At 61.6% G+C, this 20,281-nt stretch carries 15 protein-coding genes; 6 read left to right on the plus strand and 9 right to left on the minus strand.

Annotation, left to right across the window (positions count from 1 at the left end):
* Window positions 1-50: 50 nt before the first annotated feature.
* Window positions 51-716 carry a hypothetical protein gene (locus E5W70_RS04225; protein WP_292654294.1) on the minus strand — a complete coding sequence of 222 codons (666 nt, stop codon included), beginning with the start codon at window positions 714-716 and terminating at the stop codon, window positions 51-53.
* Window positions 717-852: 136 nt separating this feature from the next.
* Between E5W70_RS04225 and E5W70_RS04230 the strand changes: the two genes are divergently transcribed.
* The 3 genes from E5W70_RS04230 (at window position 853) to E5W70_RS04240 (ending at window position 4,310) form a co-directional block, all read left to right on the plus strand.
* Window positions 853-1,020: a hypothetical protein gene (locus E5W70_RS04230; RefSeq protein ID WP_292654296.1), complete on the plus strand. Its 168-nt coding sequence runs from the start codon at window positions 853-855 to the stop codon at window positions 1,018-1,020.
* Between the two features lie 105 nt (window positions 1,021-1,125).
* Window positions 1,126-1,257: a glycosyltransferase family A protein gene (locus E5W70_RS04235; RefSeq protein WP_292654299.1), complete on the plus strand. Its 132-nt coding sequence runs from the start codon at window positions 1,126-1,128 to the stop codon at window positions 1,255-1,257.
* Between the two features lie 80 nt (window positions 1,258-1,337).
* Window positions 1,338-4,310 (plus strand): trifunctional glycosyltransferase/class I SAM-dependent methyltransferase/polysaccharide deacetylase, encoded by a 2,973-nt coding sequence (locus E5W70_RS04240; protein WP_292654302.1) that lies wholly within the window; start codon window positions 1,338-1,340, stop codon window positions 4,308-4,310.
* A gap of 84 nt (window positions 4,311-4,394) precedes the next feature.
* Here the strand turns inward: E5W70_RS04240 and E5W70_RS04245 are convergent, their stop codons facing one another.
* Both E5W70_RS04245 and E5W70_RS04250 read right to left on the minus strand, forming a co-directional pair.
* On the minus strand, window positions 4,395-5,075 hold the full coding sequence (locus E5W70_RS04245; protein WP_292654305.1) for a peroxiredoxin-like family protein: 681 nt from the start codon (window positions 5,073-5,075) through the stop codon (window positions 4,395-4,397).
* A 19-nt stretch (window positions 5,076-5,094) separates the two neighbouring features.
* Window positions 5,095-8,394 (minus strand): adenylate/guanylate cyclase domain-containing protein, encoded by a 3,300-nt coding sequence (locus E5W70_RS04250; protein WP_292654308.1) that lies wholly within the window; start codon window positions 8,392-8,394, stop codon window positions 5,095-5,097.
* A 278-nt stretch (window positions 8,395-8,672) separates the two neighbouring features.
* Between E5W70_RS04250 and E5W70_RS04255 the strand changes: the two genes are divergently transcribed.
* Both E5W70_RS04255 and E5W70_RS04260 read left to right on the plus strand, forming a co-directional pair.
* Window positions 8,673-9,767, plus strand: a complete 1,095-nt coding sequence (locus E5W70_RS04255; protein ID WP_292654310.1) for a branched-chain amino acid ABC transporter substrate-binding protein — start codon at window positions 8,673-8,675, stop codon at window positions 9,765-9,767.
* Between the two features lie 81 nt (window positions 9,768-9,848).
* Complete coding sequence (locus tag E5W70_RS04260) at window positions 9,849-12,317, plus strand: adenylate/guanylate cyclase domain-containing protein (RefSeq protein WP_292654446.1); 2,469 nt, start codon at window positions 9,849-9,851, stop codon at window positions 12,315-12,317.
* 548 nt (window positions 12,318-12,865) lie between these two features.
* Here the strand turns inward: E5W70_RS04260 and E5W70_RS04265 are convergent.
* From E5W70_RS04265 to E5W70_RS04275, 3 genes are all read right to left on the minus strand, one after another.
* Window positions 12,866-14,251, minus strand: a complete 1,386-nt coding sequence (locus tag E5W70_RS04265; RefSeq protein WP_292654312.1) for a hypothetical protein — start codon at window positions 14,249-14,251, stop codon at window positions 12,866-12,868.
* 198 nt (window positions 14,252-14,449) lie between these two features.
* Window positions 14,450-14,974, minus strand: coding sequence for a GNAT family N-acetyltransferase (locus E5W70_RS04270; protein ID WP_292654314.1), 525 nt, complete (start codon window positions 14,972-14,974; stop codon window positions 14,450-14,452).
* A 73-nt stretch (window positions 14,975-15,047) separates the two neighbouring features.
* Window positions 15,048-15,872, minus strand: coding sequence for a hypothetical protein (locus E5W70_RS04275; protein WP_292654315.1), 825 nt, complete (start codon window positions 15,870-15,872; stop codon window positions 15,048-15,050).
* A gap of 203 nt (window positions 15,873-16,075) precedes the next feature.
* On the opposite strand from E5W70_RS04275, the gene E5W70_RS04280 reads away from it, so the two are divergent.
* Window positions 16,076-17,491 (plus strand): adenylate/guanylate cyclase domain-containing protein, encoded by a 1,416-nt coding sequence (locus E5W70_RS04280; protein ID WP_292654317.1) that lies wholly within the window; start codon window positions 16,076-16,078, stop codon window positions 17,489-17,491.
* A gap of 37 nt (window positions 17,492-17,528) precedes the next feature.
* On the opposite strand, the gene E5W70_RS04285 is transcribed toward E5W70_RS04280, so the two are convergent.
* The 3 genes from E5W70_RS04285 to E5W70_RS04295 all read right to left on the minus strand — a co-directional run bounded on the left by E5W70_RS04285 (window position 17,529) and on the right by E5W70_RS04295 (window position 20,279).
* Window positions 17,529-18,008: a class I SAM-dependent methyltransferase gene (locus tag E5W70_RS04285; RefSeq protein WP_292654320.1), complete on the minus strand. Its 480-nt coding sequence runs from the start codon at window positions 18,006-18,008 to the stop codon at window positions 17,529-17,531.
* A 94-nt stretch (window positions 18,009-18,102) separates the two neighbouring features.
* Complete coding sequence (locus E5W70_RS04290) at window positions 18,103-19,284, minus strand: ABC transporter permease (RefSeq protein WP_292654321.1); 1,182 nt, start codon at window positions 19,282-19,284, stop codon at window positions 18,103-18,105.
* The gene (locus tag E5W70_RS04295; protein WP_292654323.1) at window positions 19,281-20,279 is read right to left on the minus strand and encodes an ABC transporter permease; all 999 of its coding nucleotides are present in this window, start codon (window positions 20,277-20,279) and stop codon (window positions 19,281-19,283) included. The genes E5W70_RS04290 and E5W70_RS04295 overlap by 4 nt, the downstream gene beginning before the upstream one ends.
* Window positions 20,280-20,281: the final 2 nt, after the last annotated feature.

Consider the following 20,281-nt stretch of genomic DNA (forward strand, 5'->3'; position numbering starts at 1 on the left):
CTGCTCGTTGAGGAAGGCTGATTGGGTCGACAGTCGACGTCAAGTTCCGATCAACTCACTTTCCACGTACGCTCCGAGTTGTTCTTGCTGCCTGCGGGATCCTGATTTAGACATTTTGCAACCTCGACAAACAGGCCAGCCAAAAGATTTCGGTCGGTCTTGACATTGCCAAGATCGGAAAACATTTTCTCCATCAGCATCTGAATGCTTTCATTCTTTTGCTTGATTTCCTCACGCAACAAATGATCGTTTCGATTTATCCGGTCCGCAACTTCCCGCTCAAGCTCGCTCAACTGATCCGACAACGCGCGCACCTGCTTTTCGAGCGCCTGATTTTGCTCCCGAAGATTCCGATCAATCTCCTTGTCGGCGTCGGCTCGCGCGTCTTTTTCGTTCCGCAATTGCGCCGCAAGCGAGTCGACCTGCTTCTTTGCATTTGACTCGTACATTTCAAGATTGCGCTTGGCCTCGGATTCGACATCCTTGAAGCGCTGCAAGACCCGTTCTTCAAGCTTGGAAAAGCGGCGGTCATAGTCCTGCATCTGGTTGCCGAACAGCAGATCACGTATCTTGTCGACACCTACAGCGTCGCCGGGGGCCCCGCTCTCGCGAGCCTGGCCCGCCATGAAGGTCAGCCCGCTTCCTTCTGCATTACTTATCAGATTTGCGTCCGCTTTATTTGCCGAAGAAGCGGTACTCGAAGATTCCTTGGCCATCCCATGCCCCTCCTTTTGAACATTTTCACAGCGCTAATTTAGCAACTGATAAACTTGCCAGCAAAATTGCCGACCCGCAAGCCGGAATCTTCTCGGCTTAAGTCAGTTCGTACGTCCCATTCGGGTAGATTTCGACATGCGGCTCGATCCGGATCAGCTTGCGCTCGCGTCTTCGCCCGCGATCATCTTTTTGCAGATCAATTGCGCGAAAGGAAATGCCCGGCGCATCGGCCTCAGCTCTAAGCCGTCGGGCATGCGCGCTTGCCATTCGGCCTGTCTTCAAGTCTTTTTTGCCCGCCTCTAATTCGCCCTTATCTTGACAGGGCAGTGCTGCCAGCCGATGCCGTCATCCGGTTTTGACATTTGCCGACTCTTGCCGAAGAAGACGAAAGCTCGATGATCCAGGACAATGCTACCGCAAGGCGGTGTGGTACCGATGTTCAATGCCGAGCAAACCGTCGGCGCAACGCTTGCCGGCATCCGCCGGCAGACCTGCCAGATACTGGATATAGTGGTGATGGACGATGGGTCGACGGACTGATCGGCGTCGATTGTGACGGCTTCCGCCGAGAAAGATCAACACATCCTGTTCTACCTCGAACCAGGCGCGGGTAAGACGGCGTGGCGGATGTTCCCTTGGTTTCAATCGTGGTTCCTGCGCACAACGCGGAGGTAACGCTGGCGCGCGCACTCGATTGCCTTCTCGATCAGGAAATAGTGGATTGGGAGGCGATCATCGTCGACGACGCCTCCACGGACCGCACCCCCGCGATCATCGCCGGTTATGTAGAGCACGATGCCCGATTTCGGACGTTGCAGTCTCGTGCGCATAGCCCCGCCGACGCGCGCAATAGCGGGATTTCGACAGCGCGCGGCCGCTGGCTCATGTTTCTGGATGCGGACGATTGGGTGGATGCCAGCTTCCTTGCGAAAATGCTGGCCGCACTGAAATCCGCTCCCGATGCTGTGGCCGCCTATTGCGGTTCCCGGCGCGTGATGCCCGATGGCGAACTCACCCCGGCGAGCATCACAACGGAGGTCGCGATCCAGCCCTTCGAAACATTCGCCCGCCGGTGCGCCATTCGCACTCACGCGCTGCTGGTCGACCGGGAGACAATTGTCGAGTTGGGCGGTTTCGATGTGTCTCTGCGCACCTGCGAGGACTGGGACCTGTGGCAGCGCCTCGCACGTCTGGGCAGAAATTGGCTGATGGTCGACGAGCCGCTCGCTTTGTATCGGGCCAGCCCCAACGCGCTCAGCCGCAATTCGGCGCAGATGCTGGCAGATGCGGAAGTCGTGATCGCCCGCGGCTTTTCCGCCGATCCCAGGGTCAAACACCCGGCATCGGCTCACGCCAATGGAGCGATCGAGGCGAGCGGCCGCACCGCTTCCGAAGCACTCGCGTGGTTCGCGTTGTGGAACGCCGCATCGGATTGCGGCTGCGGCTCGCGCTCGATCAACCCGCAGTCCCTGCGCGCGCTCCCGCCAGGACGTAAATGGGCGCGTGAGATCGCCAAGGTGGCCATCGATGGCCTTATGGCAGGAAGCCTGTCGGTGCCAGCGCAATTGGCTGCCAGGTGGGACAGGTTCGGCGGCTCCCTCACCGAGTTGATCATCGAACTCGGCAAGGTCTGGGACAATCCCGACGCGGCTCGCCGCGTCCAGTATCACCTTGAGCAAATGCTGCTCGATGTCGACGATCTTGCCGCGCCGCGCAGGCTGGCGCGCACACTTGGAATTCGTGTCGACGCGCGAAATCCGGCCTCGACCGAAGTGCCGGAAGGAATCGATCAAATCTATGCCTATCTGATGATGGATGGCCAGATCGAGGCTCTCGTGCAGTTCGGCGTACTCGGGAACGTGACAAGGCGTCATTGGATTGAATTGATCCTGAATTTCGTGCCCCCTGAGCGGCTTATGCACAGTGCCGCGCGACTTGCGAGGCGATCGCCTGTACATGCACCGCAAAAGGGCGCCGGTGCCGACAAGTCAAACATCTTTGCAGCCGAGGCATTGTTGTCCATAGCGGAACGCCGGTCTGATCGGGACAGCCACTTCGGCAAACTCGCGGGATTGGCCGCGGAAGCGCAGGCGCTGGTTCGGTCGAGCGCCGAAACTAAAGAGCCTTTTGCAGCGCCGCGCCGTGCACGGGCCGCGGATGGGCACGACAATGATCGCACGTCTTTCTGGAATCGCCATTTCGCGACCGAGGATCCCTGGAACTACGGTTCGCCTTATGAGCAGGAAAAATATGAGCGGCAGCTCGAAATTCTGCCTGCCGTTCCCATCGGACGGGCGCTTGAGCTGGCCTGTGCGGAGGGCCACTTCACGCGGCAGCTGGCGCCGCGCGTGGGCCATTTGACCGCAACTGACATCTCCGCCGTAGCCGTCTGGCGGGCGCGCGCGCGATGCAGCGATCAGCCGAATGTTGAGTTCGGCGTACTGGATTTTTCTGCGGACACGCTGCCGGGCGAGATGGATCTGATCGTCTGTTCGGAAGTGCTCTACTACCTGGATGATCTCGCCGAGTTGCGGCGCATCGCCAAAAAACTCGTTGAGGCGTTGGCGCCTGGCGGCAGTTTCATCAGCGCACACGCATTCGTGCTACGTGACAATGTTGAAAGGACGGGCTTCGACTGGAACACATTCGGTGCGCAAGCAATCTCAGAGACGCTGGCAGCGACCGACGGTTTCGTCCTCGAGCAATCGATCCAGACCGAGCTTTACCGCATAGACCGCTTCCGCCGCCTGTCACCAGGCGACGTGGCGACGGAACCGATGATAGATCATGTGCCAATCCGCGCACCCGTCGAAATCGGGGTCGCGCGAAATATCGTCTGGGGCGGGGCGCGGGCCTTGCGCCGCGACGTCGCACGTAGCGAGCGGCGACAGCGTATCCCTGTCCTCATGTATCACAGCGTCTCCGATGAAGGTCCGGCCGCGCTCGCCCGTTTTCGGCTCACGCCCGCCGCATTCGCCAGCCAAATGGCATGGCTGCGCGCCAATGGCTTTCACGCGATTAGGTCCGAGCAGCTGGAGTGGTTCATCGCCAACCGTCAGCCTATCGTTGGCCGCCCAGTGCTCATCACGTTCGATGACGGCTTCCAGAACTTTGCCGACTATGCCTGGCCGACCTTGCGCGCGAACGATCTGACCGCGGAAATGTTCCTGGTGACGGACTTGGTGGGTGAAAGTGCACAGTGGGACGCCTACAGCGGCCCGCCGACGCAGCTTATGGACGCCGGGACGGTGCGACGCCTCGCCGGCGAAGGTGCGTTCTTCGGAAGCCATCTGGCGACGCATCGCGCGATCGATGGTCTGTCGAGCTCTGACTTGGCCGCCGAGCTCCTGCGCTCTCGTATGTTCATCGAACGGTGGACCGGTCGGCCAACCACGGCGTTCGCGGCACCCTTCTCTGTCACTGACCGACGGCTTGGCCGGCTGGCCAGGGAGTGCGGCTATCGAATCGGCTTCGGCGGCAGACACGGGCCGGCGGACCTCGATTGCGATCCCATTGACCTTCCGCGCATCGAGATTCGCGGGGATCGCTCGCTCGATGACTTCGTTGCCAAAGTCGAGGCCGTGCTCGCATGAACGGTGAACTTGTCGGTGTTTAGACTTGTAACGAATTAGTTCCGCTTTTGGTCAGTATCCCGCCCGTTTACCTCGTTCGCAAGTCTATTGGGCGACTTGGGACACGGCTGACATCAGCTCCTGCGGGCTTGGCTTTCCAAACATGTATCGCCCACCCTCTGGAACCTCCGTGAAGCTCCAGCGGACGATCCCCTGCCGGTCCAATAGGAATTGACCGACCAGTTGTCCGTGTCCTGTTGCCATCATCTGCTCGTCGGCTTCGGTCACTTCGTAATGGTCCTTCTTGTTGAGGAATTCGCTGGCCACCAAAGGATCCATAGGACCGGGCAACTCGCCGGGTATGTCGACCCGCATATCCTTTGCCGCTGCCATCGAGACCTTGTACGGCCAGTTCGTCTCGTTTTGGGTGAATTCGAGATTGGGCAGCCCAAAGGCACGATGTGAAGCACGTTCAGGGTCGGAGGCCGCAAGCAGATTCGGCATCGGATGGTAGCGGAAATAGAGACGTGCCCGTTCGATCGGCGTGTTGACCACCGTCAGGCTCTCCACGCCCTTTTCGCGCAGCTCCGGATCAAGCCGCGCCTGGGCGGCGATATAGCGCCGGCAAAACGCACAATGCAGACCTCGAAACAGGCCGACCAGCACCGGTTTTTGGCCGCGAAAGTCGTCAAGCGCGATCTTGCCTTCCTGGGTAATGGCGTCGAGTACCAAGTTCGGCGCACGGTCGCCCGGTTGAAGCGGCACCAAGTCACTACGCGCGGACATTTCCAACCTCCAACCCCGGCTAGTCGAGAAAAGGCAGCACCACAAGCGCTTCCGGGTCGAGCCCGTGCTGGGCGCATATACCCTGCGCCAGGGAAAAGTAGCGTTCGGCCTCGGCCAGATTGTCGAGGTCGAGATTAAGCGTTGCAAGACCATCATAGCACGGAAACAGCAGTTGGGGTTCGCCCGTTTCGCGGGCTACGTCCAGTGCTTCGTGAAACAACCCAACCGCCAGGTCCGGACGGCCGTTGCACTGGTGGATCTGTCCAAGCACGATCAACGGCACCGGCAGGTGCTCGCGCTGGTCGAGCGCCCGGTCGATCTCGATGGCCTTCTCGGCAGCAGGCACGCCCTCCGTTGGACAGCGATCCGTGAAAGTACAACAAGCGACAGCCAGATTGGCGAGAAGGCGCGCCTGGAAACCCAAATCACCAATACGGCGCGCCACTTCAAGACCGCGCCGACAGACCTCCATCGCCTGTGCCGGATCGATGGTCGTGTAAAGCACGCCGAGATTGGTGTAGCCGCGGCAGGCCGCGCCCAGCAGACCGGCGGCTTCGGCCAATTCAATGCTGCGCTCAACCTGACGCACGGCCTCACGGTTTCGCCCAAGGCGAGCCAGCGCGACAGCCTTGGTATTGAGTGCCTCGGCGGTCACAAGAGTGGCATCACGCCCTACCTCGGAGACATGCTCCGTTGTCAGAGTGCGTACGCAATCCAGCGCCGCGTCTGCCCATTTTGCCGCGAGAGCGTGATCTCCGCTACGGAACGCCTGCCGGCCACGTTCTTGCCACAGATGCGCCTGCTCGATCGGGGCATCCGCTCCATCGAGGAGCGCTGCCGCCTCAGCATAGCGAGGTTCTGCCTTGTCCCGCTTGCCGACGTCCCAGAGCAGCCGGCCGATCTTACGCAAAACTCGCGCCGAGGCGACGCGATTGGCCGACTCGCGGTATGCCTGCAACACCGTCTCGTAGTGGTGGTGCGCGATCTCGCGGCGGCCTGCCGGGCCGCTCAAATCGGCAATGCGCTCCGCAATTGCCAGTTTGAGCGGTGTCTGCCCGATCGCGTCCAATGCAGTCAGTGCTCGCTCGTAGAAACGAAGGGCGTCGTCGTTGGCGTATATTATACGAGCGCGATCGCCCGCCGCCTGCAGGTAGTGCGCGCCCTTCTCCCGCTCGGCGCTCTGTGCAAAATGATGACCGAGCACGGTCAAATCCTCGAGCCGTTCCGGCTTGTCGCCGCACAGTTGCTCCAAGGCAGCTCCGACCCGCCCGTGGATGTCGGTCCGGCGTTGCAGGAGCAGATTCTGGTAGATCACGTCCTGCAGCAATGTTTGCGTAAAGCGGTAGCTTTGCGACGAGACCGAGCCTGATCCGGCAACTTCCTCGATGATTTCCGCATCGCAAAGCAGTTCGCAGCCGGCTTCTAGCCGGGCGGGGTCGGCTGTCACGGTTTTCAGAAGTGTGGCATCGAAGCGCGGGCCGATTACCGCGGCCTCCTGGGCCAACCGGCGCACCTCTTGGGGCAGCCGGTCGACGCGGGCAAGCAACATTGCCTGGATAGTGGCGGGGATGCCGGTTGCGACTTCGCCTGCCACAGCCCGCCATCGCTGGCCCTCTCGCATCAGTACACCGCGATCGATAAGGCCGCGAACGATCTCCTCTACAAAAAGGGGGTTGCCGCCCGCGCGCTCGAGGATCTGGTCGAGAAGCCCTCCTGCGGAGTTTACCCAGCTCTCGCCGAAAAGCGCTGCCAGCAGGCTGCGTCCGTCATCTCTGTTGAGCGGCGGAAGCCTGAGCGCTGTGTGACTGACCCGACTTGAGTCGAGCTGGTCGTTGTCCGGCGCCGGACGATGCGTGACCAGCAACATCAACCGTGTACGTTCCAACCTGTCCATCACGAAACGTAGTGCCTCGAGCGACACGGCGTCGGCCCAGTGCAGGTCTTCGACGACAATCAACAGCGGCGACAACGCAAGCCGCCGTTCGATGATTGTGCGGACTGCGTAGAGAATTTGCCGCCGCAGCTGCTCGGGTTCGACATGCTGCAAGGTGGCATCGGGGTCGCCAAGGCCGAGCACATGGTAGAGCAAAGGCATCAGCCGCATCGCCTCCTCGCCCTGCAGGCCGAGATCGGTAAGCAAGCCTGCGAGCTTCCCCCGCATTTCGTCCCCATTGTCGTTTTGCATCATCCCGGCGGCGCTGCGCACCACAGCGCCCAAGGCGCCAAAAGATTGCTCACCCAGCGGTGAGCACGTGGCCTGCCGCACGGCGACGTTGCGAAAACGATCCTCGTCGCCGACGCGGGCGACGAACTCCTTCACCAGCCGCGATTTCCCGATACCGGCTTCTCCGACGAGGCGGACAAGTTGGGCCGAGCCGCCGCACGCCTGGTCAAGGCTCGCCAGCATTCTATTGAGCTCCGCACCACGACCTATTAGCGGCGCACTGAGGCCGAGCGCCTCGAGCCCGCGCGCTGCACGCGGCGTCGCAAGCGGTGCGTCCAGTCGATGGACGAGAACGCTGCCAGCCTTGCCGCGAAACACGACATCGCCCAGCGACTCGTAAGAGAAGGCATGCCGGGTCAGCCTGTGAGTGAGCTCGCCTACCAGCACCTCACCCGGTGCGGCCAGCGATTGCAGGCGTTGCGCCGTATTCACTGTGTCGCCGGTCACCGAATAGGATCTCGCGGTGCCGATGCCCAATCCGCCAGTAACGACCGGACCGGTGTTTATGCCGATATGGAGTAACAGAGGCGAGCCGGAGTGGGGAGTGCTTTCGCCGAGCCGCGCCGTCCGGGCGATCATGTCGAGAGCGGCGCGAAGCGCACGTTCCGGATCGTCCTCATGCGCGACCGGCGCACCGAACAAAGCCAGCAGTGCATCGCCGATGAATTTGTCGACAAAACCACCAAAGTTTCGCACGGCCGACGTCAATTCCTTGAACAGTTTGTTCTGCAGCGCTTGCATGACCTCGGGGTCGAGCTGCTCGCTGAGTGTCGTGAAGCCGCAAAGGTCGGCGAACAGCACCGTTACCGTCCGGCGATCGGCGTCAGAGACGGGATGCGGCCCTTCTTCGCTTTCGATGTTCGGAAGCAGCGACGGAGTTCGAGAAGGCGGCACAATGGTCCGGCTTGGTGTCGGAGCAGGCCGTTCGACGGCTTTTGCGGACGCACCGACGCTTGCCCCACATTTCGGACAGAACTCGAAATCAGGTGCGCAGGGGTAGCCGCAACTGGCGCATGGCACGGGCTGGCGCCTGCCACACCTCGGACAGAAGGCGTAACCGCCCTCAATCTCGAAACCGCAGCCCGAGCAGTCCATCGAACAAGACCTCACTGGTGGCCGTGACGGCGTGATCTCGCCCGCACTTCACGGCCAGGCTATTCATAAGGATGCACCGATAGCCGTCGACGGGCAAGCGGCAGCGCAAATGGGCATCGTGCGACCCGTGCGGATCCTGTGGCAGAGCGCTGCGGGCAGGCATTGTTGAAGGCGCAATAGTTGTCGGATCCGCGAACGACGCCGAGATAGTCGCGCTTGCCGAAGGGGCTGTCGGCTCTGGCGGGATTGGCGTAAGCTACAGCTAAAGGGGTGCGCACATGCACCGCATCATCGCCATAGTGATCTTAGTTCTCGCGGCCGCGTTCAGCTCCGCGCGGGCGGAGGTGCTGATCGGCGTCTCGGCTGCGATGACGGGACGGCTAGCCTGGATCGGCGAGCAGGGACAGCGCGGCGCAGAGATGGCGGTGGCCGACGTCAACACTGCGGGCGGCGTCCTCGGCCAGAAGGTGAGGCTCATCTCGGTCGACGACTTCTGCGATCCCGAGCAAGCTGTGGCGGCCGCCAAGAAGCTGGTGGCTGACGGGGTCGTGCTCGTCGTCGGGCATTATTGCTCCGGGGCCTCGATCCCCGCATCAAAAGTGTACGAGGAGGCGGGCGTCGTTGAGATATCCCCAGGCTCGACCAATCCGCAGCTGACCGAACAGGGCCGTGCCAATGTCTTTCGCACCATTGGCCGCGACGACGCGCAAGGTTTCATCGCCGGCAACTACCTTGCCGATCGCTGGGGCAACAAGAAGATTGCGATCCTCCACGACAACTCGACCTATGGGAAGGGTCTCGCCGACGAGACCAGGAAGCAGCTGAACAAGCGGGGCGTGACTGAGGCCGTTTACGACGCATACATTCCCGGGAAGGACGACTATTCGGCCGAGGTCGCTGCATTGCAGACCGCCGGCGTCTCCGCCTTATATGTGGGTGGGTATCATGCCGAGGTTGCGCTGATTGCTCGCGCTGCACACGACAGTGGCTACACGGTTCAGCTCATATCCGGAGATGCTTTGGCGACCGAGGAATTTGCCCTGATCGCCGGCCCCGCGGCGGAGGGGACCCTCTTCACGTTCCCGGCGGACCCCAGGCGAGGCCTCGAAGCGGCCGCGGTCGTTGAGCAGTTCCGTGCGGAGAACTTCGAACCCGCGGGCTACACGCTGTTGAGCTACTGCGCGGTCCAGGTCTGGGCCCAGGCAGTCTCGAAGGCAGGTTCGTTGGAGCCGAAGGCCGTCATTGCGGCACTGCACGAACGGGAATTCGACACCGTCATCGGCCGGGTCGATTTCGACGACAAGGGCGACCTCACGAAGCAGAGCTGGGTTTGGTACGTCTGGCGCGGCGGAGAGTACGTGCCGGTTCAATAGGGTTCGTTGATGGCCGGCGTGCCGGCTGGGACGTCTAGTCTGATGCAGACCAGTGTGGCCCGACTGTTCCGACTCGCCGAGATGCTTGAACGCCTCGGCATACGCGGCCGGCTGTTGCTCGCCTTTTTCGGGATCAGCGCCCTTGCGGTGCTGGCAACCGCTGCGGCGCTTTATGCCTTCCTCCAGGTTGGCGACGTCGTCGACCGGATTACCACGGATCGAGTGCCCTCGGCGCTCGCCTCCCTCCAGCTGTCGCGCCAGGCCGAACGGGTCGCTGCTGCCGCGCCATCGGTGCTGGCAGCGACAAGCAGGGCTCAGCACAGCGAGGTCTCGGCTGCCGTCGCGCTCGAGATGTCCCGCCTCGAGGCCCTGCGCACGGACCTCCGGGGCACCACGTTGGGCACAGTGCCTTTGGCCGAGATCGAGGAAGCCGCGATTGTTCTGAGGCGCAACCTGAAGGAGCTCGACTCTCTTGTTGTCGCCCGGCTCGACGTGGTCACCCGCAAGGAGGCGCTCCTGAACCGCCTCGCCGCGACGACGACCGGAAGCCAGCGCCTTGTCGCCACCGGCATCCTAGTGATGGATTCCAGGCTCCCGCAATGGCGGGCGGTCGCGGCCGACACGTCGCTGTCGCCCGATCGACGCGCAGCGGCGATGGCCGACCTGGTCCAGGCGATTGCGGCCTATATCCCCCAGCAGAAGGCGCAGCTGGAGATCTCGGCTGTCAACGACGCGCTGGTGAAGGTCGCGAACGCGCCGACGCCGGGCGACCTGGCGTTGATCCTTTTTCCGCTACGCCGTTCGCTCACTGCTCTTGAAAAGGTTTCCACGGAGATCGACGAAAAGCTGCGGACCCGCTTCCGGCAGCGTGTCGACGAATTCAAGGGTTTGACCGACGGCGAGGACAGCATCCCCAAGGCGCGGGAGGACGAGTTTGCTGTCCTGGCACAGGGTGAAAGGCTTCTGGCCGAGAACAATCGACTGTCGCGCAATCTCACCGCTGGCGTCGATCGCCTGGTCGCCACGGCAGACCAGGAGATCGCTGCGTCCGGTCGCGAAGCCGCGCTCGTCCAGCGCTACGGCACCGCGGTTGTGCTCGGCTCCGCCTTCCTCAGCCTCCTGAGTTCGGTTCTGGTTGTCTGGCTCTATGTCGACCGCAGCCTCCTCGCCCGACTGGGGGCCGTGAGCCAGGGCATGCTCGCAATTGCGGGGGGCAACCTTCGTGCGCCGCTGCCAGCCGCGGGCCGCGACGAAATCGGGCGCATGGCCGAAGCGCTGAGACTCTTCCGGGATACTGCTGTCGAGGTCGAGGAAAAGAACCTGCGCGACGTTGCGGAAGCTCGTCAACGGCTCATCGATGCCATCGAAAGCATCTCCGAAGGATTCGCTCTGTACGACGGGGAGGACCGGCTCGTCCTCAGCAACAGCCGCTACCGCGAATTGCTCTACACCGGCCTGGAGACCGAACTGACGCCCGGCACGACATTCGAGCAAATCATTCGCCGATCCGCTGAGCGCGGCTACATCAGGGACGCCGAGGGGCGGGTCGAGGAGTGGGTCGCCGAGCGCCTCGCTCGGCACCGCAAGCCTGGCGAACCTTGGGTGCAGCGGCGAGGCGACGGGCGGTGGGTCATGATCAGCGAGCGGCGGATCAGCGCCGGCGGCACGGTCGCCGTCTATTCGGACATCACTGAGTTGAAGCAAAGGGAGGAGAACCTCGCCGAGAAATCCGTGGTTCTGGAGGCGCTTTCCAGCAAGCTGGCGAAGTATCTGGCGCCCCAAGTGTATCGCTCGATATTCACCGGCCGCCAGGAGGTCAGGATCGCCAGCCAGCGGAAGAAACTGACAATATGCTTCTCCGATATCGCGGGCTTTACCGAGACCACTGACAAAATGGAATCCGAGGATCTCACCCAACTCCTCAATCATTATCTGACGGAAATGTCGAAAATTGCTTCGGATCACGGCGCGACGATCGACAAATATGTCGGCGACGCGATCCTGATGTTTTTCGGCGATCCCGAGACTCGCGGCATCAAGGAGGACGCGCTGGCTTGCGCGCAGATGGCACTTGCAATGCAAAAGCGGATCAGCGAGCTTGCCGAAGTCTGGCGGGACATGGGGATCGAAACACCGTTGCGCTGTCGCATCGGCATCCATACCGACTACTGCACCGTCGGTAACTTCGGCAGCGAGGACAGGATGGACTACACGATAATCGGCGGCGCCGTGAATCTCGCCTCGCGTCTGGAGCAGGAGGCGCCGCCGGGGGCCATCCTCATTTCCTACGAGACGTTTGCGCAAGTGAAGGACTCAATCGACTGTGAGGAGCTGGGGCACGTCCAGGTCAAGGGGATCGCCTATCCCGTCGCCACCTATCGCGTCATCGATCTGAAGGCCAATCTGGCGGCCGCTCGTCATGCCGTTCGAACCGAGCTGCCGCACTTCAGGCTGGAACTTGAACCGGAGCTGATGTCCCCTGACGAGCGTGGCGATGCCGCCACTGCACTTCGAGACGCGCTGGATCGGCTTTGTCGCAAGCCGGGGTAGTAAGGCTTGGCCCACAACGACCCCTCCCAATGGATGCAAGGAGTGGGATGCGGACGTCGCTCATTGGCGCTATCGATGCGGAGGCCGTAGAACGGTCGCGGTCAGTCTTCGAACTCGGACGGAACGTCCGCATCGGAGCCGAGACTTAACATTCACGGCATCACTGAAGGTCCGGATATGGCGCGAGTTGCCCGTTCCGGGCGCCGCCTTAAACCGCAAAGTTTGACCCAGAGCGGGCGCGCGGCGTGACAGTGTCGTACGTCCGAAAGCGTGATAGAGCTGTCGTTGCCGATTTCGAACTCGTGGTGGACGGGTTCCGCAAGGCCGGTGTCGTGCAATGACAGGTGAGGCCAAGTCAGGTCAGGCCTTGAACTGCAGACAGCTTCCAGGCAAGCCATATGATTGTCGAGGCGGAAGCCGTCGTTGAAATCCCAAACGCATCAGCGTCAAGGAAGCGGCCGGACCAGACGCCAGAGGCTCACCGATAGTCGCCGTCGCTTGCGGCCGCGCACCAGAAAATCAACCTGAAATAAGGCTTGAAGTAAGGCTCAGGTCGCCTTGATCTCTGCCCGGCCGATCTTGCGCCATCGGGCGTTTTCGCGAACCAGTTTCAGGTCGTCGGTCGTCTCGGCAAATGTCCGCAATCGGTATTGCCGGAGCAGGTCCGGGAAGAGCGCTCCTTCCGGCAGGCCGGCAAGCTGCTCGCGGACCGAGATCTTTTCATCGATGACCCGCATGCCCCAGGCATTTTCCCGAACCTGCAGCTCCGCAGCCAGATCGCGCTCTTCCGGCGCGTTTTCGTCCAGCGCGGCCAGAAGGACCGAGTGGAAAAGCGCTACATAGCCAATCTGTCTCAGGCCCCCCACGACTCGCACGCGCGGCAATATGGCAAGGACGAGGAACGTCAGGAACAAGTTCGGCAGCAGCACGCCGTCCAGCAGCGCCTGCCTGAGATACGGCCGCTCGAAGGGGATGGAAAGACCTTGCGGCCTGTCGGGCTCGATCAGGTGCCCGTTCTCGAGAACGAGCTTGCGCACGCGCTCCTCGCGGATGCCCCAGAAATAGTCCGTGGCATTGGGCAGGAATCTGCCAAATGGGCTCGATGCGGCCTCTTGCAAGGCATGTTCGAGACGCTGGCGTCTTTCGGGTTCAATGAGCAGCCTGGAAAGAAGGCTGCCGTCACATTCTAGATGCCGCGCCATGGCAGCCGCGGCGGCCCGATCATCGATGAAAACCGGCAGGGCCATGCCGGCACGATCCCAATTGGCGACCAGATCCTCGTTGAGGGCTGTCAGCGCATCGGCGGCGGTTCCAAACACCTTGTCCTGGCTGGCAAGCAGGGTGCCCAGCCAGCGGCTGGCATCCGTTTCGTCGCCCACCGCTTCGAGTGCGCGCTTGTTGAGGGAGACGGGACCGGCCACGCAGGCGCTTTTGCGGCACAGTTTGTGGCGGCCCATGCCAAACAGGTTGACCTTGTCGTCGCCGACATCGAGCCATCCGGGCCCCTCCCGGCCAACTGTCTCCATGGTCATTGTCGTTCCCATGAAGCCGACGAAGGCCGACAGCCCGTTTTCGACCGCGCCGAGCCAGGCAAGCAGGAGGGCATCGAAGGTGACCCGGTCCATCAGAAGCAGGCAGTGCAGGCCGGACTGAATCACCGGTCTGTGCTCGAACTCGTCGAGGGCTTTGCCGATCTCCTCAGGCTGCATAATCCTACCGAGGCGCTGATGCAGGACCTCGCGCAGGATCGAGCGGGCAGCGATCGCCGGGCCCGATGCAGGCCTTGCCACCGGCCGCCACAGATGGCGGGCGTAGTCGGAAACCGGTGCATTCCAGTTCTGCTCGATGTCGCGCACGACCTCCGGGCAGAGCAGCGACAGCACAGCCAGAATTTCCGCCGGAGGCGTAGGGCTTGGGTCAAAGACGGCGGTCATTGGTCCCGTCTAGCCGCTTGCGGTGCAAACGCCAAGGGAGAGACCAGACTTGCTGGATGCGGCCGGCCCGCACACAGATTGTCAATTCGATCAAGATGGTGTGACCGTGCCCTACGCAGTTCTCCATGAGCAATCACCTGTTCGCTGACCCGGCACGAATTGTCAGATTGGCTAAACAGCTGAGGCAAACAGCTGACCTTAGAACCGCAGCCGGGCCATGCTCAGGAGGTCGTGGTACTGCCCGTCGGTAAAGCCGGCCTTCACATGCCGGCCTTCGACCTCAAAGCCGTGGCTCTTGTAGAGACGGAGGGCCGGTTCGTTGTCGGCATAGACGGTCAATTCGACCCGCTTCAGGGCGCGCCAGTTGTCGGCTACGTCAAGCAGCGCGCCAAGTATGGCAGAGCCGATACCTTTGCCGACAAAGGCATCGTCAAGGCCGATATTGATCTCGCCGATGTGCGAACGGCGCGGCGAACCCTGCACGACCAGGCTGCCATGGCCGACGACCTTGCCGTCCAGCTCGGCAACGATCCAGGTGGTTTCCGGGCCGGACTTGGCGATGCGCCGCGCCACCTGCTCCACCATCTCGAAAGGCATCCTGAGCGTGCCCCAGCGAAAGCCCGGCATGTTGAAGATAGCGCAAAGCGCCTCCGCATCGCTTGGCCGGACGGACCGGAGCAGCGGCTGGATTTTCTCGGAGGGTGGCGAGGTCGTGCTGGTCATGGCGTTCCCGGCGAAGGCAATCGGCCCGGTACGATGCACCGGACGTCACCTGAAAATCCAGCCGTCTCTGCACCTATGATGCCGATTGCGAGCTAAAATGCCGGGAGGCGGCGTAGAGTTTGAAGACGCCGCTGATGCCGATCCAGCCGAAAAGCGCGAGCCAGCACAATGTCCCGGTCGCCGTCCAGTCGATCCGGTGCAGCGCAGCGTCGGTGATGACGACGCCCAGGATGGCAAGCAGGCCAACCAGAAACTGCGCCAGCCCGAGCACCAGCAGTTCCTCGCGCGGCGCGCTTCTCCAGACGAGATATGTACCGCCCGCACCGGCGAGGAAGATGGCGCTGTAGACCTGAGCGTGGAAGGCATCGATCGGCCATGGCCAGATGCCGCTGAATGTCAGGGGAAACGCCAACAGGCCGACGCCATAGAGCCCAAGGATCGCGGATTCCGCCGGCATGTAGCCGCGCCATGCGGGACTTAAGGTCACGCCCTTTGCAGAAGGACGGGCCCTGGCCCGCCACAGAAACAGCCCGGATACCGCGACCGAAGCAAGATAGACCAAAAACCACAGCCAGGGCGCTTTGCGCTCGAAGTTGAAATAGCCGAGATTGATGAACGAAGCCACCGACACGATGACGGTGAAGATGAAGGCCATGACGAGCACGAGCCTGCCGGGCGACCAGCGATTCCAGACCAGCAGCGCCGCCATCACGACCATTTCGGCGGTGTAGAAGCCGCCGAGGAAGCGCGCATTGAACGGCGTGACGGCCCAAGGCCAGCCCGGTTTCACCAGCACAGGCATGAAAAACAGGCCGGCGCCTACGATCAGGACGATGATGACCACCGCAGAGAAAAGGCGCAGGGCCGCGGGAAATGGCGGGTTGTCGGATGTCGGCATGGGAGAAAATCCCAAAGATGAATGCTCCATGGAGCATCATAGTGCTGCTTGCGGCCGGTTAAAATCCGCCGAATGGAATTGAACGGTCACCAAGCTTAGCCATTCGAATGGCCGTACGGGCCGTTTCGAAGTAAGATGGAGCAGTCGGACCAAAGACCGGTCGGGTCAAAACGCCTTGGGGCGCATTTTCCGGAGCCTGCACGATGAACGAAGCTCAGGATCTGTTCTCGCTTCTGCGACAATCGGCCGATGTCGATCCACAGGCGATCGACGCGATCAAGCGAACCATCGCGGAGGGTGAGGACCGCGAACTTTGCCGCATCAACGCGCCAGCCTTCGCCAGCAAGCATGGCCTCGACGAGGAGCGCGCCATAAGCGCCTTTCTCCATGCGGCGCGGGTGGGCATCTTCGACATTTCCTGGAATGTTCTGTGCCCCGGCTGTGGCGGCGTGCTCGACACCAACGCCACGCTGAAAACCCTGCAAAAGGACGAATACACCTGCGCGCTGTGCTCCGAGGGCTATTCGCCGACCCTCGACGAGATGGTCGAGGTGACATTCACCGTCAGTCCCCGCGTGCGCAGGATTGCCGCCCACAATCCACACGAACTGCCGGTGGTGGAATATTTCCGCCAGATCTACTGGGCGTCCGGCGTCGATCTGCCGGAAGAGGATTTCGCGAAAAAGATGGAAGCGTTCTCGCTGGAGGATATCGAGCTTGCGCCCGGTGAAAAGGCGGTTCTGCCCATACAGCTTCCGTCCGAATTCATCATCGTCTTCGAGCCGGTCACCCATTCAGCGCAGTTCATCGACGGGAAGGGCGAACCAACAAAGGAGCGCCGGAGCCTCTCTTTGATCTTCGATCGCGACCATGTCCAGAACCAGACGCTGGAGATGCAACCCGGCCCGTTGCGCATTTCGCTGGAAAACAGGACCGACACCCGCGTGCTGCCGACGGTCTTCATAGCCGGCCCGGCATTGCATGATTTCCTGGGTAAACGCCGGCCCTTCCTGACCGCCAAGCGCCTGCTCACCAACCAGACGTTCCGCGATCTCTATCGCACGGATACACTCGACATCAATCAGCGCCTGAAGATCACCAGCCTGACGTTCCTGTTCACTGACCTGCGCGGATCGACCGAGCTTTACGAGCGGGTGGGCGACCTTTCAGCCTTCGATCTCGTGCGCGAGCATTTCCAGGTTCTGCACGAGATCGTCGCGGCGGAGGCAGGCGCGGTGGTGAAGACGATCGGTGATGCGGTGATGGCGACCTTCGCGACGCCTGATCGTGCGATTGCTGCAGCCCTCAGGATGCGCGATGCGATGCGTACGCTCAACGACAAGAGCGGGCGCGAGGATCTGCTGCTCAAGATCGGAGTCCATGCCGGCCCCTGCATCGCCGTGTCTATGAATGAGCGACAGGACTATTTCGGCCAGACGGTCAACATTGCTTCGCGGGTGCAGAACCTTGCCAACGCACAGGCTATCTTCGCCACTCGGGCGGTGGTCGACGACAATCTCACCGCCGATCTGTTGCACAGGAACGCGCTGACGCCCGTGCCCCACGAGGTCTCGCTGCGCGGCATTGAGCGGGAGATAGCAGTATATACGATCCCTTGAAGACTTGGCCCCTGAAGATTTGGGTCGTCCCGGCCCCTCACACGCGCCTGTAGATAAAATAACGATCGGCGGGCACCGAAGGCGGCAGCGGGAGGCGTTGCAACTGCGGGTGATCGAGCGGCGTGCCGCTGACAGCGATGCCGCCGACGCGAAGCAGGCGCGCGGTCAGATCGGAAAGCCAGGTAGACGTCACCGCATCGCGATCTTCATAGCCGGTGCCGATGTCGGCATGAACAAGAGCGGCGTCGATGCCAATGAACCTTCTCGCCGTCTCGCGTATTTCGCCAAGCACGAGGTTTTCAGCTTCGGGAATTGAGCTCGCGTGTGCGGCAAGTGCGCGGTCGAACGCTACGATCCGGCGTCCGGGCAGGCGCTCGCGCAGATGGTGGAACGTCCGGCCATTGCCGAGGCCGAGTTCGAGCACGGGCCCCTCCATCTTAGCCACCTCGGCGCAGACATGATCGAGTATGTCGCGCTGTGCGGTCATCCTCCGGATGAAACTGTCGAGGCGACTCATGTGCGATTGTATGTCCTGAACCAGTCCACGAAATCAACTGCCCCCGACCAGAGCATTTCGCGGCTGGCGGCACTGGCGCGGCCGAACAGCGATGTCACTTGTATGGGTCCGCGGCGTCCCGCAACCCGTCGCCGAGGAAATTGAACGCCAAGATGACGAGAACGACGGGGAGCATCGGCAAAAGCAGCCATGGATAGAACGCGATCACGCTGACGCTGCGCGCCTCGGTGAGCAGGATGCCCCAGCTGGTTATCGGTGCCCTCAGGCCGAGCCCGAGGAAGCTCAGCGCCGTCTCGCCCAGGATCATGCCGGGTATGGAGATCGTCGCCGTCGCGATCAGATGCGACATGAAGCCGGGAATGAGGTGCCGCCCGATGATGCGGCTGCTTCTGGCGCCCATCAACTGCGCGGCCAGAACGTAATCCTCCTCGCGCAAGGCTAGAAGCTTTGAACGCACGGCCCGCGCCAGTCCGGTCCAGTCGAGCAGCCCGAGGATGACGGTGATGCCGAAATAGATCAGGATCGGACTCCAGGTAATCGGCATGATCGCCGCCAGAGCCAGCCATAGCGGAATGCTGGGGATCGATTGCAGAACTTCGATTATCCGTTGAACGATCAGGTCGAAGATACCGCCGTGATAGCCGGCCAGTCCGCCGATGACAATGCCGAGCAGGAAGCTGAAACTGATGCCGACGAGGCCTATTGTCAGTGAAATGCGTGCGCCATAGATGATGCGCGAGAGCACATCGCGCCCCAGCCTGTCAGTGCCGGCCAGAAAGAGCTGGCCGTTTTCGGCGGGGCAGACAAAATGCCTGTCACCTTCGATCAGGCCCCAGAACCGGTAACTGTCGCCCTTGCAGAAGAAACGGATCCGCTGAACATCATCCTGTTTCTCGATGTAGTTCCGCTTGAGCGTGTCCATATCCAGCGTCATCTGGCGGCCATAGACGAACGGGCCGACGAACTGGCCGTCGTGGAACAGGTGCACCCGCTGCGGCGGCGAATAGATGTAGTCCATGTTGCGCGTGTGCAGATCGTAGGGCGCCAGGAATTCGCAGATCAGTATCCCGAAATAAAGCGCTGCCAGGAATATGCCGGATAGAAGGGCAAGCCGGTGCCGACGGAATTTCCACCACATCAGCCGCAACTGCGACGCCTGAAAGACCTTCTCCTGCTCCGGCGTCATCGCCTCGACGGACTGCAGGTCAAAGGGCTCGATGGAAACGTAGTGTTGCAGTGGGGCACCCGGAGCGGGCAGCGGCGATGGCGTGTTCATTTGGTGCTGCCGCCTTGCAAACGAATTCGCGGATCAAGTAACGCCAGCGCCAGGTCGGAAATCAGGACGCCGATGACCGTCAGGAAGGCGAGGAACATCAGGAACGACCCCGCCAGATACATGTCCTGGCTTTGCAGCGCCTTGATCAGCATCGGCCCGGTCGTTTCCAAAGACAGCACGATCGCCGTGATTTCGGCGCCGGAGATGATGGCCGGCAGGATAGAGCCGATGTCTGAAATGAAGAAATTGAGCGCCATGCGCAGCGGATATTTGACCAGCGCCCTGAAGGGATGAAGGCCTTTGGCGCGCGCGGTCACGACATATTGCTTATGTAGCTCATCGAGCAGATTGGCGCGCAGCCGCCGGATCATGCTTGCCGTGCCCCCGGTGCCGATGATCAAGACCGGGATCCAGAGATGGGCGAGGATCGACTTCGCCTTGGCCCAACTCATCGGCTCGCCGAGATATTGCTGGTCCATGAGATGGCCGATGGACGTGCCGAACCAGATGTTGGCGAAATACATCAGGATCAGCGCCAGCATGAAGTTCGGAATGGCAAGGCCGAGAAGGCCGAAGAAAGTCAGGCCGTAGTCGCCCCAGCTGTATTGATGCGTAGCGGAGTACATGCCGATCGGAAAGGCGATGAGCCAGGTGAAGATGATCGTGACGAAGGAAACCAGCACGGTCAGCCACATTCGGTCCCCGACGACGTCGCGAACCGGCAGCTCATATTCGAAGGAATAGCCGAAATCGCCGTGCAGCATCCCGCCGACCCAGTAGAAGTAGCGAATGACCGGTGGCTGGTCGAAACCATATTCCTTGCGCATCATCTGGATGCGATCGGAATCCACCGCTTCGCCCTGAGCCCGAAGCTCGGCAACATAGCTGTCGAAATAGTCGCCTGGTGGAAGTTCGATGATCGTGAACACCAGTGCCGATATGACCAGCAGCGTTGGAACCATCACGGCGATGCGCCAGACAAAATATCGAAGCACGC

Origin of the sequence: Mesorhizobium sp., assembly GCF_005063415.1 — a bacterium.
Taxonomy (GTDB): Bacteria; Pseudomonadota; Alphaproteobacteria; order Rhizobiales; family Rhizobiaceae; genus Mesorhizobium.